General features: G+C 65.0%; 18 protein-coding genes. 7 read left to right on the top strand and 11 right to left on the bottom strand.

The features are described from left to right. Positions 1 to 151 precede the first annotated feature (151 nt). Genes N5A92_RS21515 through N5A92_RS21545 form a run of 7 tightly spaced genes read left to right on the top strand, consistent with a single transcriptional unit; the run spans position 152 to position 7,671 of the window. Positions 152 to 1,153, top strand: a complete 1,002-nt coding sequence (locus tag N5A92_RS21515; protein WP_260906188.1) for a BMP family ABC transporter substrate-binding protein — start codon at positions 152 to 154, stop codon at positions 1,151 to 1,153. Positions 1,154 to 1,204: 51 nt separating this feature from the next. After that, positions 1,205 to 2,725 (top strand): ABC transporter ATP-binding protein, encoded by a 1,521-nt coding sequence (locus N5A92_RS21520; protein ID WP_260906189.1) that lies wholly within the window; start codon positions 1,205 to 1,207, stop codon positions 2,723 to 2,725. Further along, entirely contained in the window at positions 2,722 to 3,780 is a 1,059-nt protein-coding gene (locus N5A92_RS21525) for an ABC transporter permease (RefSeq protein ID WP_260906190.1), read from the top strand. Before N5A92_RS21520 ends, N5A92_RS21525 begins: the two co-directional genes overlap by 4 nt. After that, positions 3,773 to 4,690 carry an ABC transporter permease gene (locus N5A92_RS21530; RefSeq protein ID WP_260906191.1) on the top strand — a complete coding sequence of 306 codons (918 nt, stop codon included), beginning with the start codon at positions 3,773 to 3,775 and terminating at the stop codon, positions 4,688 to 4,690. The genes N5A92_RS21525 and N5A92_RS21530 overlap by 8 nt, the downstream gene beginning before the upstream one ends. After that, positions 4,687 to 6,003, top strand: a complete 1,317-nt coding sequence (locus N5A92_RS21535; protein ID WP_260906192.1) for an amidohydrolase family protein — start codon at positions 4,687 to 4,689, stop codon at positions 6,001 to 6,003. The genes N5A92_RS21530 and N5A92_RS21535 overlap by 4 nt, the downstream gene beginning before the upstream one ends. Positions 6,004 to 6,027: 24 nt before the next feature. Then, the gene (locus tag N5A92_RS21540; protein WP_260906193.1) at positions 6,028 to 6,873 is read left to right on the top strand and encodes a purine-nucleoside phosphorylase; all 846 of its coding nucleotides are present in this window, start codon (positions 6,028 to 6,030) and stop codon (positions 6,871 to 6,873) included. 3 nt (positions 6,874 to 6,876) lie between these two features. Next, positions 6,877 to 7,671, top strand: coding sequence for an SDR family NAD(P)-dependent oxidoreductase (locus N5A92_RS21545; protein WP_260906194.1), 795 nt, complete (start codon positions 6,877 to 6,879; stop codon positions 7,669 to 7,671). A gap of 1 nt (position 7,672) precedes the next feature. Here the strand turns inward: N5A92_RS21545 and ureG are convergent, their stop codons facing one another. From ureG to N5A92_RS21600, 11 genes are all read right to left on the bottom strand, one after another. Beyond that, positions 7,673 to 8,296 (bottom strand): urease accessory protein UreG, encoded by a 624-nt coding sequence (gene ureG / locus N5A92_RS21550; protein WP_260906195.1) that lies wholly within the window; start codon positions 8,294 to 8,296, stop codon positions 7,673 to 7,675. Next, positions 8,293 to 8,955, bottom strand: a complete 663-nt coding sequence (locus tag N5A92_RS21555) for an urease accessory protein UreF (RefSeq protein WP_260906197.1) — start codon at positions 8,953 to 8,955, stop codon at positions 8,293 to 8,295. The genes ureG and N5A92_RS21555 overlap by 4 nt, the downstream gene beginning before the upstream one ends. Then, a complete protein-coding gene (locus N5A92_RS21560) occupies positions 8,948 to 9,427 on the bottom strand; it encodes an urease accessory protein UreE (RefSeq protein WP_260906199.1) in 480 nt (159 codons plus the stop codon). The genes N5A92_RS21555 and N5A92_RS21560 overlap by 8 nt, the downstream gene beginning before the upstream one ends. A gap of 29 nt (positions 9,428 to 9,456) precedes the next feature. Beyond that, on the bottom strand, positions 9,457 to 10,047 hold the full coding sequence (locus N5A92_RS21565) for a hypothetical protein (RefSeq protein WP_260906201.1): 591 nt from the start codon (positions 10,045 to 10,047) through the stop codon (positions 9,457 to 9,459). Between the two features lie 162 nt (positions 10,048 to 10,209). After that, positions 10,210 to 10,752: a peroxiredoxin gene (locus N5A92_RS21570; protein ID WP_260906203.1), complete on the bottom strand. Its 543-nt coding sequence runs from the start codon at positions 10,750 to 10,752 to the stop codon at positions 10,210 to 10,212. A 198-nt stretch (positions 10,753 to 10,950) separates the two neighbouring features. Continuing rightward, positions 10,951 to 11,559 (bottom strand): LysE family translocator, encoded by a 609-nt coding sequence (locus N5A92_RS21575; protein WP_260906205.1) that lies wholly within the window; start codon positions 11,557 to 11,559, stop codon positions 10,951 to 10,953. A gap of 28 nt (positions 11,560 to 11,587) precedes the next feature. Then, the gene (ureC, locus tag N5A92_RS21580) at positions 11,588 to 13,300 is read right to left on the bottom strand and encodes an urease subunit alpha (RefSeq protein WP_260906207.1); all 1,713 of its coding nucleotides are present in this window, start codon (positions 13,298 to 13,300) and stop codon (positions 11,588 to 11,590) included. After that, positions 13,300 to 13,605, bottom strand: coding sequence for an urease subunit beta (locus tag N5A92_RS21585; RefSeq protein WP_260906209.1), 306 nt, complete (start codon positions 13,603 to 13,605; stop codon positions 13,300 to 13,302). The genes ureC and N5A92_RS21585 overlap by 1 nt, the downstream gene beginning before the upstream one ends. Positions 13,606 to 13,631: 26 nt before the next feature. After that, on the bottom strand, positions 13,632 to 14,222 hold the full coding sequence (locus N5A92_RS21590) for a HupE/UreJ family protein (protein ID WP_260906210.1): 591 nt from the start codon (positions 14,220 to 14,222) through the stop codon (positions 13,632 to 13,634). A gap of 23 nt (positions 14,223 to 14,245) precedes the next feature. Continuing rightward, complete coding sequence (locus tag N5A92_RS21595) at positions 14,246 to 14,548, bottom strand: urease subunit gamma (RefSeq protein ID WP_159590232.1); 303 nt, start codon at positions 14,546 to 14,548, stop codon at positions 14,246 to 14,248. 18 nt (positions 14,549 to 14,566) lie between these two features. Next, a complete protein-coding gene (locus N5A92_RS21600; protein ID WP_260906211.1) occupies positions 14,567 to 15,400 on the bottom strand; it encodes an urease accessory protein UreD in 834 nt (277 codons plus the stop codon). Positions 15,401 to 15,410: the final 10 nt, after the last annotated feature.

Genomic DNA, 15,410 nt, shown 5'->3' on the forward strand with positions numbered 1-15,410 from the left:
TGCATGGAAACGTGGCTTTGGGCGACCTCCATCCTTGACCTCATGCTGTTGGCGGCTGCCTGCATACAATCGTCGTGCCGCCATCCTTGGTGGATCTGCGACCACTTCAGGCGAAAGCCGGCGCGAGGGGATGAATAGGGAGATTACCGGAATGAAATTCTTGAAAGCACTGCTCGCCGCCGGCTTGGTGGGCACGGCAGGAATGGCAGCCGCCCAGGAGGACAAGCTCTTCGTCTACGTCTCGCCGGACCCGATCGGCGTCAACGCGTTCCTGCAGATGGGCCGGGACGGCATCGAGGCGGCGGGCGAGGAGTACGGCGCCGATGTGAGGACCTACGAGAGTAGGACCGCTGCCGACCGCCTGGAGAACGTGAACGCGGCGGTGAATGAAGGGGCCGACATCGTCGTCCTTCTCGGTTTTGAGTTCAACGACATCGTGCGCGAGGTGGCGCCGACGGCGCCCGACACGGAGTTCCTCATCGTTGACCAGTGCATCGAGGACCGGCCGGAGAACGTGCATTGCGCCGTCTTTCGGGAGTACGAGGCGAGCTATCTGATGGGGGTTGCCGCCGGCATGCTGTCGGAAAGCGGCAAGGTGGGCGTGGTCGGTGCGCTCGATATCCCCTTCCTGCATCGCTACACGGACGGTTATGCGCAGGGTGTGAAATCGGTGGCACCGGAGACGACGGTCGACGTGCGCTGGGTGGGCGGGGAAAACCCGTTCTCTGATCCGGTGCGCGCCAAGGAGCAGGCGGTGGCCATGCACTCGGCCGGCTCCGATCTCATCTTCACGGCGACGTCCGGCGGCGATTTCGGCGTCTTCGAGGCTGCCGAGGAACGCGACTTCCTGGTCTTTTCCGTCGATATCAATCAGTGCCCGCAGGCGCCCGGCCACGTCGTCGACGTCACGCTGAAGCGGGTCGACAACGCCATGTTGCAGGCTATCGGTGCCATTCTGGAGGGCGAGCATGCGATGATGTCGCTCGGTCTTGCGGAGGGCGGGGTGTCGGCTATGGCTCTCGAAGAGGATCAGCTTGCCGACAGCCAGTGCGTGGTCGCCGAGCATCCGGAGGTGGTGGAGAAGATGCGCAGCGTTGCCGCCAGCATCATCGACGGTTCCCTGACACTCGAAGACCCGATGTTCGCCCAGTGAGGGTGCTGACCGAAGGGACACCGGGCACGCGCTTGGCCGAAGGGTAGTCAGATGCGTGCGTCGCTTTCCGGCATCACGGTGCGTTTCGGTGCGCTGACCGCCGTCGACAATGTCTCGCTGGACATCGAGCCGGGTGAGATTCACGCTATTGTCGGCGAGAACGGGGCGGGCAAGACGACGCTCATGAACGTGCTCTTCGGCTTGGTCCAGCCGGAGGCCGGGGCGATCAGCCTCGACGGCAAGGCGATGCGTTGGGCCTCGCCGCAGGATGCGATCCGCCACGGTCTCGGCATGGTGCACCAGCACTTCATGCTGCAGGAATCGATGACGGTCCTGGAGAATATCGTGCTGTGCGCCGAGCCCGTCACCCGTTTCGGCTTCATCGATTTCGCAGCCGCGCGTCGGCGTCTCGCCGAGGTTGCGGAGGAGCACCGCATCTCGATTGCGCTTGATCGCCCGGTCGGCCGGCTCTCGGTGGGAGAGCGGCAGGTCGTCGAGGTGCTGAAGATGCTCTACCGGGAGGCGGAGGTGTTGATCCTCGACGAGCCCACCTCCGTGCTCACCCCGCTCGAGAAGGACCGGCTCTTCGCCACCCTGCGCAGCTTCCGGTCGGCCGGCAAGGCCATCGTCCTCATCACCCATAAGCTCGACGAGGTGATGGAACTCGCCGACCGGGTGAGCGTCATGCGGGGCGGCCGGCTGGTGCGTTCCGGGCGGCTTTCCGAGACGAGTAAGGAGGAGATCGCGCGCGGGATCATCGGCGGGGAACTGCCGCCGGCGCGGCAACGCACCGCACGCACGCCCGGCGAGGAGGTGCTTTCGGTGTGCGACCTGCAGGTCTCCGGCCGGGGCGGCGCGATCGGCCCGTTGTCGCTTTCGGTGCGCGCGGGCGAGATTGTCGGCATCGCGGGGGTCAGCGGCAACGGGCAGGCGGAACTGATACAGGCGGTCACGGGGCTCATGCCGTTGCTGTCGGGGGAAATCATGCTTTGCGGCAGGCCGATCGGACATCTGGACGTGGAGGACCGGCGGCGGATCGGCATGAGCTACATTCCCGAGGACCGCCAGCGCATGGGGCTGGCGCTGGGGGCGACGGTCAGCGAGAACGCCAATGCCGGCCGTGATGACCGCGCGGCCTATACGCGCGGCCCCTTCCTCAACCGCGCGGCGATGGCGCGTTTCGCCCGCCAGCTGATCGAGCGTTATCGCATCCGTGTTGGCGGGACCTCCGCATTCGCCTCCACCATGTCGGGTGGCAACAAGCAGAAGCTCGTCGTCGGGCGCGAGTTGGCGCGGGATACACCGCTCGTCATCGCCGAGAATCCCACATGGGGTGTCGACATCGGCGCCATCGATTTCATCCACGGCGAGTTGATGCGGAAGCGTGACGAGGGGCATGCCGTCCTCCTCGTCTCCACCGAACTTGACGAGGTGCTGGCGCTCTCCGACCGCATTCTGGTCATGTATTCCGGCGCCTTGGCCGGCGAGGTGGCGGGGGCGGAGGCCGATCGCGAGCGCATCGGCAGCATGATGACGTCGCGCGCGGCGGATGCGCTGCCGGAGGTGGCATGAACGGGACCTTGGGCCGCGAGGCGATGTCGTGGGCGGTGGCGCTCGCCTGGATCGCGGCGGTGCTCTTCATCCTCATGGCGCTCGTCGGAGCGCCCTTCGGTGACGCGCTTTCGGCCTTCCTGCAGAATGCCTTCGGCGGTCGGCGCTTCTCCTATCTCATGGCAACGCTCAGCCGGGCAGCGCTGATCGCCGGCATGGCGGTCTCGGTAATGCTCAGCTTCCGCGCCGGGCTGTTCAACATCGGCGGAGAGGGGCAGTTGGTGGCTGGAGGTTTGGTGGCCGCACTTGCCGCGCTCCTTTTGCCGGGGCCGCCGCTCTTCGTGCTTACCGCTTCGATCCTCGCCGCCATGCTGGCGGGGGCGGGCTGGGCGCTTTTGGCCGGTGCCTTGCATCTCTACGTCGGCGTGCCGCTTCTGGTGGGCTCGCTGCTTCTCAACTATCCCATCCGCTACATCGCTTCCTATCTCGTCGCGCATCCCTTCCGCGACGTGCAGTCGGGCATGGTGCAGTCGCACCTTGTCCCGCAGGCGACCTGGCTTCCCTATTTTCCCGGCACGCGGCTCGACATCGGCATCCTGTTCATCATCGCCGCGAGCCTCTTTGCCATCGTCTACAGCCGCGCCACGGTCCATGGCTACCATGCGCGCATGAACGGGCTGTCGCCCGCCTTCGCGCGTACCGTCGGGCTGCCGGTCAGGAAGCTCACGCTGCAGACGCTTGCCATGAGCGGGGCGATCGCCGGGCTGGTCGGGGCCATTGCCGTCTTCGGGATCCATCACCGCTATATCGACGGCATGCTGGTGCAGCCGCTCTATGCCTGGACGGGCATCATCGCCGTACTCCTGGTAGGCATGATCCCCTGGGCGGTGCCGCTTTCGGGCCTGTTCTTCGCGGCGATCCAGACGGGGGCGGCCGGCATGGAGCGCTCGGCCGGTGTGCCGAAGGAGATCGCGCTCGTCATGCAGGCGGTCATCATCCTGTTCGTAGCGAGCCGCGTTTCCGGCGCGCTCGTCGCCTCTTCCGAACGCAAGGCAGGTGCGGCCGAAGATGCTTGACCTGCTTTTCGATCCCTCATTCGCCGCCTCAGTGCCGCGCTTCGTGACGCCGATCCTGCTTGCTGCGCTGGGCGGTGCGCTGTGCGAGCGGGCAGGTGTCTTTAATATCGCGCTCGAAGGCTTCCTGCTCGTCGGCGCCTTCGCCGCCGTCTTCGGTTCTTTCTTCTCTGGCTCTCCCTATCTCGGCGCGCTTGCCGCGGTCATGGCCGGCACTGCCATGGGCCTTGTCTTCGCCGAGTTCAATTTGCGGCGGGGAGGGGATGCCATCGTCGTTTCCATTGCCATCAATATCCTGGCCGCCGGACTCACCACCTATCTCCTGCGCGCCGTCTTCGATGCCATGGGGGCCTTCAGCGATCCGGCGATTGCCGGTTTCGGGCGGGTCTCCATCCCCGGCCTTGCTTCCCTCCCGCTCATCGGCCCTTTCCTCAGCGGGCAGTCGCCGCTGTTCTATCTGGCGCTTCTCGCGGTGCCGGCGCTCAGCTTCTTCTTTGCCCGCCACCGGCTCGGCCTGCGCATCCGCGCGGCCGGCGAGAATCCGGCGGCACTCGAGGCGGGTGGTGTCGGGCGGCGGCGCGTGCAGCTCTACGCGCTGATGGGCTGCGGGGCCTTGTGCGGGCTGGGTGGAGCACAGCTCTCCATCGCCAACGTCACTCTTTTCGTGGAGAATATGAGCGCCGGGCGCGGCTGGATTGCGGTGGTTGCCGTCCTTCTGACGCGCGGGCGGCCCTGGCCGCTCTTCATCATCGCCGTCATCTTCGGCGCCGTTGACAGCCTGTCATTCCGCGTGCAGGGGCTGGGCATGCCGCAGCAGTTCACGGACATGATGCCGTATCTCGCTACGCTCGCAGTCCTGGTAGCGCTGTCGTGGTGGCGCCGCGGACGCACAGCGAACGGAGGAACGCTATGACGGATCTCGTCATCACCAACGCAACCGTGGTCACCTGTGACGCCATGGGCACGGTGATCGCCGACGGTGGCCTTATGGTCGACAATGGCCGCATCGAGCGGATCGCCCTCAGCGCTGACCTCGAAGCCGCCGCGGCAAGCGCCCGACGTGTGATCGACGGCACGGGCTATATCCTGATGCCGGGCCTTATCAACACCCACTGCCATGCCGCTGACAGCCTGTTCCGCGGATTGGTGGAGGACCTGCCGCTGGAGCCGTGGCTGCAGACTGTGTGGAAGGCGGAAGGGGCGATTCTCAACCCCGAGACCTGCCGTCTCGGCAGCGTGCTCGGTTTTGCCGAGCTCCTGCTTTCCGGCGTCACCACGGTGATGGACATGTTCTGGTATCCGTCCGAGACGGTGAAGGCGGCGCGTCAGGTGGGGATGCGTGTTTCGACCGGCGGCATCTTCTTCGATCCGCCGGGTGTCACTGGCCATGATCTGGAGGGCCGCATTGCGGAGGCGGAGCAGTTCTTTGAGGAATTCGGGGCGGCCGAGGACGTCTTTCCGGCGGTTCTGCCGCATGGTGCCTATACGGTGGCGCCGGAGAATCTGAAGGCGGCCAAGGAGATTGCCGACCGCCACGGTGCCCTCTTCAGCACCCACGCCGCCGAGACCAGGGCCGAACAAGCTGACATCACCGGTCGTTACGGCCGCTCCGTCATCCGCCATCTCGACCATCTGGGCCTGCTCGACGAACGCACGGTGCTTGCACACTGCGTGCATCTCGACGACGAGGAGATCGACATCCTCGCGCGCACGGGTGCTACAGCCGTCCACAATCCGATGTCGAACCTGAAGCTCGCCTCCGGCTTTGCCCGCGTGCCCGAGATGCTTGCGGCCGGTGTGCGGGTGACGCTTGGCACCGACGGAGCCATCAGCGGCAACGACCTCGACATGTGGATGGCGCTCAGGTTGGCCGCTACGCTGCACAAGGCGGTTTCGGCCAAGGCCGACGCAGTCTCCACGGCCCAAGCGCTGGCCATGATGACCTCGGCGGGTGCCGCGGCGCTGAATGCGGGAGACCGCATCGGCAGCCTGGAGCCGGGCAAGCTGGCCGACATGGTTCTTGTCGATGTGAAACGGCCGCATGCCGTGCCGATGTTCGATCCGATCACTCACCTGGTCTATTCGACTGCGAAGTCCGACGTGCGCCACGTTTTCGTAGGCGGCGAGCAGGTGGTGCGCGACGGGGTTCTGACCCGCCACGCGATCGAGGAAACGATCGAGGACGTCGAACTATTGACACCGAAGATTGCCGCTAGCATCGCCTGAAATCACCGGTACACGAGGGATAACATGACCGAGAGCCAGCTTCCGCGCCTTGAGAAGGCCCATGCATCGATCGCTGAGCGCGCCGGCGCGCCTTGCGAGATCGCTCTCATGCTTGGCTCCGGCCTCGGCCATCTTGCCGATGCCGTGGCGGATGCCACCATCATTCCCTATCAGGAGATCGAGGATTTTCCCGTCTCCACGGCCCCCGGCCATAAGGGGCAGCTCGTCATCGGTACGCTCTATGGCCGCCGCGTTGTCGTGATGCAGGGCAGGCTGCATCTTTTCGAGGACTGGTCGCCGCGCGATATCGCGCTCGCGGTCTACCTCTTGAAGCGGCTCGGCGCGGGGACGCTGGTGGTGACGAACGCCGCCGGTGGCTTGAACCCGGATTATCAGGCTGGCGAGGTGATGCTGATCGAGGACCATCTGAACTTCACCGGCCATAACCCGCTCCGCGGACCGAATGACGATGCGATCGGCCTGCGCTTTCCCGATATGTCGCGTGCCTACGATCCGTCACTGCTCGACCTTGCCGCGCAGGCCGCCGGGCGGGCGGAGGTTCCTGTTCGCCACGGCATCTATGCGGGCGTGCTCGGCCCCTCCCTCGAAACCTCCGCCGAGCGCCGCTTCCTGCGTGCCGCGGGGGCGGATGCGGTCGGCATGTCCACGGTTACCGAGGTGATCGCCGCCAACCATACGAGCCTGCCGGTCGTCGGCTTCTCTGCGATCACCAATCAGGCGACCGGCGGGCCGGAACAGCAGCCCGACACCGTCGAGGAGATCTTCGCCCATGCTGCCGTCTGCGGCGAAAAGATTGCGGCGATTCTGAGCGAGCTTGTGCCCGTCCTGCCGGGCCGGAAGGAGGGGTGAGCGATGGCGGTGGGCGCTCCTCCCGTCGCCGCGCTTCTCGACCTTGCCGGACGGTCGGTGATCGTTACCGGGGCGAGCGGCGGCATAGGGTCGGGCGTTGCAGGGCGTCTCGCCGAGGCGGGTGCCAACGTCATCTGCCACTATCACGGCAACCGCGCGGCGGCGGAAAACCTCGTCTCGCAAATTGGGCAGGCGGGAGGGACGGCGGCTGCCTGCGGGGCGGACCTCACCGACGAGGCTGACACCGAGGCGCTTGTACGGGAGGCGGTGAAGCAGTTTGGCGGCCTTTACGGCGTCGTCAATAACGCGGGACACCAGCCGGTGGAGCCGCTAACGGAGATTTCTCAGGCAAACTGGGCACGAATGATGGCAGTCAATGCCGGTGGGCCGTTCCTGCTCACGCGCGTCTTCGCCGATTATGTGCGCACATCGGCTTCCGGCTCGGGCGCTGTGGTCAATATCGCCTCGATCGAAGGGTATCAGCCGGCAAGGGGACACGCCCACTATGCGGCGTCGAAGGCGGCGCTTCTCATGTTCACAAGAGCGGCTGCGCTGGAATTAGGTGCGCTCGGCATCCGCGTCAACGCTGTCTCGCCGGGGCTCGTTCATCGCGAGGGCATCGAGGAAGGCTGGCCGGATGGTGTTGCTCGGTGGAAGAAGGCAGCGCCGCTCGGCCGGCTCGGCCAGCCGGAGGATATCGCGGACGCCGTGCTCTTCCTCCTCTCCGACGCCGCCCGCTGGATCACCGGCGCCGACCTTTTGGTCGACGGGGGCGTTAGCGCGCGGCCGACATGGTAGATCAGGCCAAAGCTTTCAACGCCCCATGCCGCTCGATAAAGGCAATGGCATCCTCCAGCCCTTTGCGGCGTGAGAGGTCCGTCATCACGTATGGGCGCCCCTCGCGCACCTTTTCTGTGTCCTCCCGCATCACGTCGAGATCGGCGCCGACATGGGGGGCGAGGTCGGTCTTGTTGATGACAAGCAAGTCCGAGCGGGTGATGGCCGGGCCGCCCTTGCGCGGGATCTTTTCGCCCTGGGCGACGGAGATGACGTAGATCGTCAGGTCGGCAAGGTCCGGTGAAAAGGTGGCGGCCAGGTTGTCGCCGCCGCTCTCGATCAGCACCACGTCGAGGTCCGGGAAGCGGCGGTTCAGGTCGGCGATGGCGGCGAGGTTCAGCGAGGCGTCCTCGCGGATCGCCGTGTGCGGGCAGCCGCCGGTCTCCACACCGACGATGCGGTCTTCCGAGATCGCCTGCAGGCGGGCGAGGATGAGGGCGTCTTCCTTGGTGTAGATGTCGTTGGTGACGACGGCCATCGAGTAGCGCTCGCGCATGGTCTTGAGCAGCATTTCGCACAGTGTCGTCTTGCCGGAGCCGACAGGCCCGCCGATGCCGATGCGCAGGGGTCCGTTGGGTGAGGTCATGAGCGGAAAATCCTCGTGGGAAGGGTTTCGTGTTCCATCGCGGCGATGTCGGCGGCATAGGCGGCCGAGCCGAGGTCGTCCAGGCTCGCGTGGGAGAGTGTCTCTGCCGTTACCGCGATCAGCGGCTCTAGTGTCGCCAGGATGGCAAGCCCGTCGGTCTGGCCGAGCGGCACCAGCCTGATCGACACCGAAATCTGCGCCTGGGTATAGGCGGTCAGGAAGGCTACCAGCGTCTCCTCCACAGCGATGCCGCTTGCGCCGGCGACAGCGCCGAAGGCGATCGCGTAGGGGCAGGGGTCCGGGAGCCGATCCAGCACCGGGTCCGGCCAGGCGTTTGCCGCCTCCGTGAACGCCTTGCCGGTAACCAACATCTCCTCGTGGCGCTGGCGCGCCGGGGTGAGCGCCAGGCAGAGATCGGCAAGCCGGGCCAGTTCCGCCGTATCTCCATGCGCACGGCAGGCCGCGGACGCCAGGATCGCATCGTTGCGCGCCGCGCCGCTTTTCAGGCTGCCCTCGATCCAGTTTCGCGTTGTGGCGGAATCGGTTACGCGCTTTTCCTCGATTGCCGATTCAAGCCCGGCCGAATAGGCGAAGGCGCCTACCGGAAAGGCCGGCGAGGCCCATGTGAGCAGTTTCTGCAGGGCTTGTACGTCAGACATGATGATGGTGGTGTCCGGCGTCGTGATCGTGGTGATGGGAATGGCTGTGATAGGCGCCGCGTTCCGGCGAAAAGGGCGCCGCGATCTCCCTTACCGTTGCGCCGAGGCCGAGGAGCATTTCGCGGATGACGTGGTCGCGGCCGATGAGGATGCGCTCCTCGTCGATCTGTGCGGGCAGGTGGCGGTTGCCCAGGTGCCAGCACAGCTTTGCCAGATGGTTCCTGTCGCGCGCCGTCACTTCGTAAAGCAGTTCCTCGGCGGCGACGATCTCCACCAGGCTGCCATCCTCCAGCACCAGCGCATCGCCGTGGCCAAGCGCCACTGCCCCGGGCAGGTCGACCACCACATCGCCGCCCTCCTTGAGCGTGAGAAGCTTGCGGCGCAGGTGGCGTTCGTCGTGGGCGAGCACGACGTGGCCGACGGGCGTGCCGTCAAATTCTCCGGCATGGGCGTGCGAAATGGCGCGGGGCATGGTCTTTCCTTTTCGGGCTTGCCGCTGGTTCAGTTGGGCGTGTTGAACAGCGTCGTGATCCAGACGGCTTCGTAGATCATATTAATCGCCACCATAGCGAGATGGAACTTGCGATTGGCAGTCCGCATCGCCACCAGGCACAGGATGAAGAAGACCGGTGTGCTGACCAGCAGCTCCATGCGATACGCGTCGAAATGTGTCTCGCCTTTGATGTAGGTGTCGACGACATCGAGGATGAGCGTGGAAGCGAGCAGGCCAAAGAACCACTTTCGGCGGTTGAGAAAGAAGTCTTCGTAGCTCGCGTATTCGCGGATGTCGTCGGGGAACAACAGCACGCTCATCAGGAAGAGCACGATGGTGTAGATGATGAGGAAGAAGAAGACGCCGAAGGACCAGTGCCGGACGTCGTAGAGCGCAACCTCCCACCACCAGAAATGCACCAGCATCAGGAGCATGGTTGCGACCCAGGCAAGATGGATGGTGGAGATGCTCTCGCGCGCCGGGTGCTGGACGAAGCGGGCGATGCCGGCGAGCAGGCGGGTGATGCCCATGCCGATGATGATGCCCATGACGATGCGGATATGCGGGAAGATCTCCACGCCCGTCAGTTCATGTTCCATCGCATCCCGCTGATACTGGCGTCATGGATGATCCCCCTCACGTCGCGCGTGGCAAGCAAGTGTGCGCCAGCGGCAGTTTTGGCGCAAGCAGCCGGATCTCTGGCAGAAAAAACCCCGGCCGCGCCAGCGCCGCCGGGACTTTCGATTGGCCGGGCAATGGCGTCAGGCGGCGACGGCTTCGCCGGCCCGCAGGTTATCCAGAATATTCTGCGGGGAGGAGACGCCGTAGGGGTCGGTCTCGCAATTGTCGGCGAAGCCTTCCTCCTCGAACCACTGCTCGATGACGCCGTCGTTGACGACCGCCGCATAGCGCCAGGAGCGCATGCCGAAGCCGAGATTGTCCTTGGCGACCAGCATGCCCATCTTGCGGGTAAACTCGCCCGAGCCGTCGGGTATGAGCCTGATGTTCTTGATGCCTTGCGCCTTCCCCCAGGCGTTCATGACGAAGGCGTCGTTGACCGAGATGCAGTAGATCTCGTCGATGCCTTCGGCCTGAAACTCGTCGTAGAGCTTCTCGAAATCCGGAAGCTGGTAGGTGGAGCAGGTGGGGGTGAAGGCGCCCGGTAACGAGAAGAGGACGACCCGCTTGCCCGCGAAATAGTCGGCGGTGGTCTTCTCTTCCCAGCGATAGGGATTCGGCCCTTCGATGCTCTCGTCGCGCACGCGGGTGCGGAAGGTCACGTCGGGGACTTTTCTCAACCTCATGAATGCAATCCTTCGACAACAGATGAACCAGCCCCGGAAAACCCGGGGAGGCTACAGACTTGGTTCTGGTCATGATCCGGTGCGGGGGAGGACCGCACCGAGTGTGGCGCTGCAATAGAACATGTTGCAGGTGCGAAGCCAAGTGCGGCAAGTTGCCGATTCTGTTGAGAGAGCGAAGAAAGCCGAGGCTCTTCCTGGTCAGTGCCGCGAAAGCGCCATCGAGGCGCCCGAGGCGATCAGGACGCCGCCGACCAGGCGATTCAGATGCACGAAGACGCGACCTGACTTCAACACCTTTCCAAGCAGCACACCCGCCACGACGTAAAGCAGCACGGCGACCACTTCGAGCAGAAGAAAGACACCGCCCATGGCCGCAAGCTGGCTCCAGGCCGGCGCGGAGGCCGTGATGAACTGCGGAAAGAAGGCGGTGAAGACGGCGATTGCCTTGGGATTTGAGATGGCGATGAGGAAATCCCGTCGCATCAACAGCTTCACAGCCGACTCCTCGGACTGTGCCGCAGCCAGCGCCCGCGCCTTGCGCCAGAACTGGATGCCGACATAGACGAGGTAGGCCGCGCCTATGAACTTGATGATCGTGAAGGCGGTGGCTGAGGCGGCGAGCACGGCGCCAAGGCCGACAATCGTGATCAGGATCAGGATAGCGAAGGCCGGCATGCGGCCGAGACCACCCGCCATCGCGCGGACGAGGCCCAGCCGGGCGCCGTTCGAGAAGGCCAGCATATTGTTCGGTCCTGGCGCGCAATTGAGCGCAAAGCAGGCGGGAATGAAGATGGACCAGGCGATCATGGCGTATCCAGGTGATGGAGGCGCGACCTTAAAACAGAAAATACCGCTGCGCCATCGCCAGCTCCGTCGCCGGCTCACAGGTGAGCAGCTCGCCGTCGGCGCGCACCTCGTAGGTCTCCGGGTCGACCTCGATATGTGGCGTGGCATTGTTGAGGAGCATCGCCTTCTTGCCGATCTGGCCGCGCGTATTTTCCACTGCAAGCATGCCCTTCTCGACGCCCAGCTTCTCCTTTAGCCCATCATCAAGCGCGGCTTTAGACACGAAGGTGACCGAGGATGCGGAAATTGCCTTGCCGTAGGCGCCGAACATCGGGCGGTAGTGCATGGGCTGCGGCGTGGGGATGGAGGCGTTGGGGTCGCCCATGGGGGCGGCGGCGATGGTACCGCCGAGGAGTATCATCTCCGGTTTGACACCAAAGAAGGCGGGGTTCCAGAGCACGAGGTCCGCCCGCTTGCCCACCTCTACAGAGCCGATCTCCTTCGAGATACCGTGGGCGATGGCCGGGTTGATCGTGTATTTGGCGATGTAGCGCCTGACGCGGAAATTATCATTGTCGCCAGTCTCTTGCGCCAGTCGGCCGCGCTGGCGCTTCATCTTGTCTGCGGTCTGCCAGGTGCGGATGACCACCTCACCAACGCGCCCCATCGCTTGGCTGTCGGAAGAGATGATTGAGAAGGCGCCCATGTCGTGCAGGATGTCTTCCGCGGCGATCGTCTCCTTGCGGATACGGCTTTCGGCGAAGGCCACGTCCTCGGGGATCGAGGCGTCGAGGTGGTGGCAGACCATGAGCATGTCGAGATGCTCGGCGATGGTGTTCACCGTATAGGGCCGTGTCGGGTTGGTGGAGGAGGGGATGACGTTTTCAAGTCCCGCAACCTTGATGATGTCCGGCGCGTGTCCGCCGCCGGCGCCTTCGGTGTGATAGGCATGGATTGTGCGGCCCTTGAAGGCGGCAATGGTGTTCTCCACGAAGCCGCTCTCGTTGAGCGTGTCTGTGTGGATCATCACCTGCACGTCGTAATCGTCGGCAACGGAAAGGCAGTTGTCTATCGCCGCCGGGGTGGTGCCCCAATCTTCGTGCAGCTTCAGCGCGCAGGCGCCACCCTTCACCATCTCGAGGAGCGGTGCGGGCAGGGAGGCGTTGCCCTTGCCGGCGAGCCCGATGTTCATGGGAAAGGCGTCGAAGGACTGGATCATGCGGCCGATGTGCCAGGCGCCCGGCGTGCACGTGGTGGCAAGCGTCCCGTGCGCCGGGCCGGTGCCGCCGCCAAGCATGGTGGTGAGGCCGCTCATCAACGCCTCTTCGATCTGCTGCGGGCAGATGAAGTGGATATGTGCGTCGAAGCCGCCGGCGGTGAGAATTTTTCCTTCGCCGGCGATCGCCTCCGTGCCGGGGCCGATGACGATATCGACGCCGGCCTGCATGTCCGGATTGCCGGCCTTGCCGATAGCCGCGATGCGGCCGTCCTTCAGCCCTACATCGGCCTTGTAGATGCCGGTGACGTCGACGATCAGCGCATTGGTGATGACGGTGTCCACAGCACCGTCCGCGCGCGAAGCCTGGCTCTGCCCCATGCCGTCGCGGATCACCTTGCCGCCGCCGAACTTCACCTCTTCGCCATAGGTAGTGAGATCTCTCTCCACCTCGATGAAAAGCTCGGTATCGGCCAGCCGCACCTTGTCACCCGTGGTCGGACCATACATGTCCGCGTAGGCGGCGCGGGAGATTTTTGCGGGCATCAGAGCTCTCCCATGATCTTCTGCTGGAAACCGTAGACCCTGCGTGCACCGGAAAGCGGCACCAGCCGCACCTCGCGCGTCTGGCCCGGCTCGAAGCGCACCGCCGTGCCGGCAGCGATGTCGAGGCGCATTCCGCGTGCCTTTTCGCGGTCAAAAGACAGAGCCTCGTTGACCTCGAAGAAGTGGTAGTGCGAGCCGACCTGCACCGGCCGGTCGCCGGTGTTGCTTACCTCCAACATTAACTGTTTCGCGCCGGCGTTGAGTTCGATTTCGCCAGTTTTCGTAATAACTTCACCCGGTATCATGAGAAACTGATTCCTCCTTCAAATTGTCAGCCGGCGAAAGCTAGCCAGAGGCCGGCAAGGGCCGTGGCGAAGCCGGCTATGCGGGTCAGCGCCCGGCCTATGACATCCTTCTGCCAGCGGCCGAAGGCGAGGCCCAATGCGATGCCGGCGGCATGCAGAAGCGGGGTGGCGAGGGCAAAGCCGATGGCGAATTGCAGCGCGCCGGCGGTGCCGAGTTCGCCACCATGGGCATGGCCGTGAAAGAACGCGAAGAAGGCGACGACGCCGGCCACACCCGCAGCGGGCATCGGAATGGCGAGTGCCACCATGAGCCCGATGAAGACGACGGAAGCAAGGATCACCGGCTCCACCAGCGGCAGCGATGCGCCGAGAAGGGCGATGGCGAAGCCGAGCACCATCATGCCGGCGAAGGCGGCCGGCACCAGCATGAGAGCCCGCTGCCCGAGCGTTGCCGCCCACAGGCCTACTGCCACCATCACCAGAACATGGTCGAGGCCGAAGAGCGGATGCGAGACACCGGCCATGAAGGAGCCGTGCTCGGCGGGGTTCAGATGCGCGAGGGCGGGTGCGGTGGCGGCGACGAGCGCTATGGCAGCAAATGCGAGACGTTTGAACATGCGGGTTCCCTCGGAGTTCCTGGTCAGCGGATGGGTTCGTGGACGGTGACGAGCTTTGTGCCGTCGGGAAAGGTGGCTTCGACCTGGACGTCGTGGATCATCTCGGCGACGCCCTCCATCACCTGGTCACGAGTGATCACGTGGGCGCCCGCTTCCATGAGTTCGGCAACGGGCCGGCCGTCGCGCGCGCCCTCGACGACGAAATCGGTGATCAGGGCGATCGCCTCGGGGTGGTTCAGCTTCACGCCGCGTTCCAGCCTGCGGCGGGCGACTTGCGCCGCCATGGCGATCAGCAGCTTGTCCTTTTCGCGGGGCGTCAGGTTCATGGCAGTCTCGTTTCCGTTTCAGATGGTCCATAGGCGGGGCAGGGCGCCGGCGCTTGAAAGGAGGGCGATGGCCGGCGCGAGCGTGCGCCGCAACATAAGGCCGGAAGGCGCGAGGATGCGCAAGACAAGGCGCTCACCGATGGCGCTCGCCGCGGCATGGGCGTGCGGCGCGATCATCGCTCGCAGCGCTTCCAGCTTCTCTCCGGCGTCGGGCGTGACCGCTAGGAGGGTGGCGAAGGCGTTGTGGCCGGACAGCAGCGAGAGCCCGTCGCGCTCGATATCGTCGCCGGTGAGCCGCGTCGTCTCGGCGTGGATCAGCCGGCCTGAACGATAGATGTGCCATCTATCCTTGAGTCGTGCGGAGCGTGCTGCCTCGCCCATTGCCTCGCGGCCGAGAAGGACGGCCTCGATGGCGGTGAATGTGGCGCCCTCCGCAAGCTCCACCTTCAGCGTGCGGTCGAGCCGGCTTGCCTCGAACAGGATCGTCTCCTGCGGCAGCCAGTCGACATGGGCGCCTGGGCCGACGCGTAGCGCCGTCGATATGCGGGCATCATCCCCCGTCGAGCGGTAGATGCGTTCGCAGGCTTGCGTGGTCAGCACCAGCTTGGTGCCCGCCGCCGCTTCCGCCTTCCATTCCATGTGATCGCCGCCGGTGAGCCCGCCGGAGGTGTTGATCAGCACCGCCTCCAGCGCCTCGCCATGGCCGCGCGGCAGACGGATCTTACAGCAGCCTTCCTGGTAGAAGGTGTCGAGGCACGTTCGGCCGGCGCGCAACTTTGTGCCAAGCCGGCCCGCGCCGCGCGCGCGCTGCATGGAAGCAGGCGGGAGTGGTGGGGCATTGGAAATGGTCAAGGGGGCGGGC

This window comes from Chelativorans salis (genome assembly GCF_025336525.1).
In the GTDB taxonomy this organism is placed as follows: Bacteria; Pseudomonadota; Alphaproteobacteria; order Rhizobiales; family Rhizobiaceae; genus Chelativorans; species Chelativorans salis.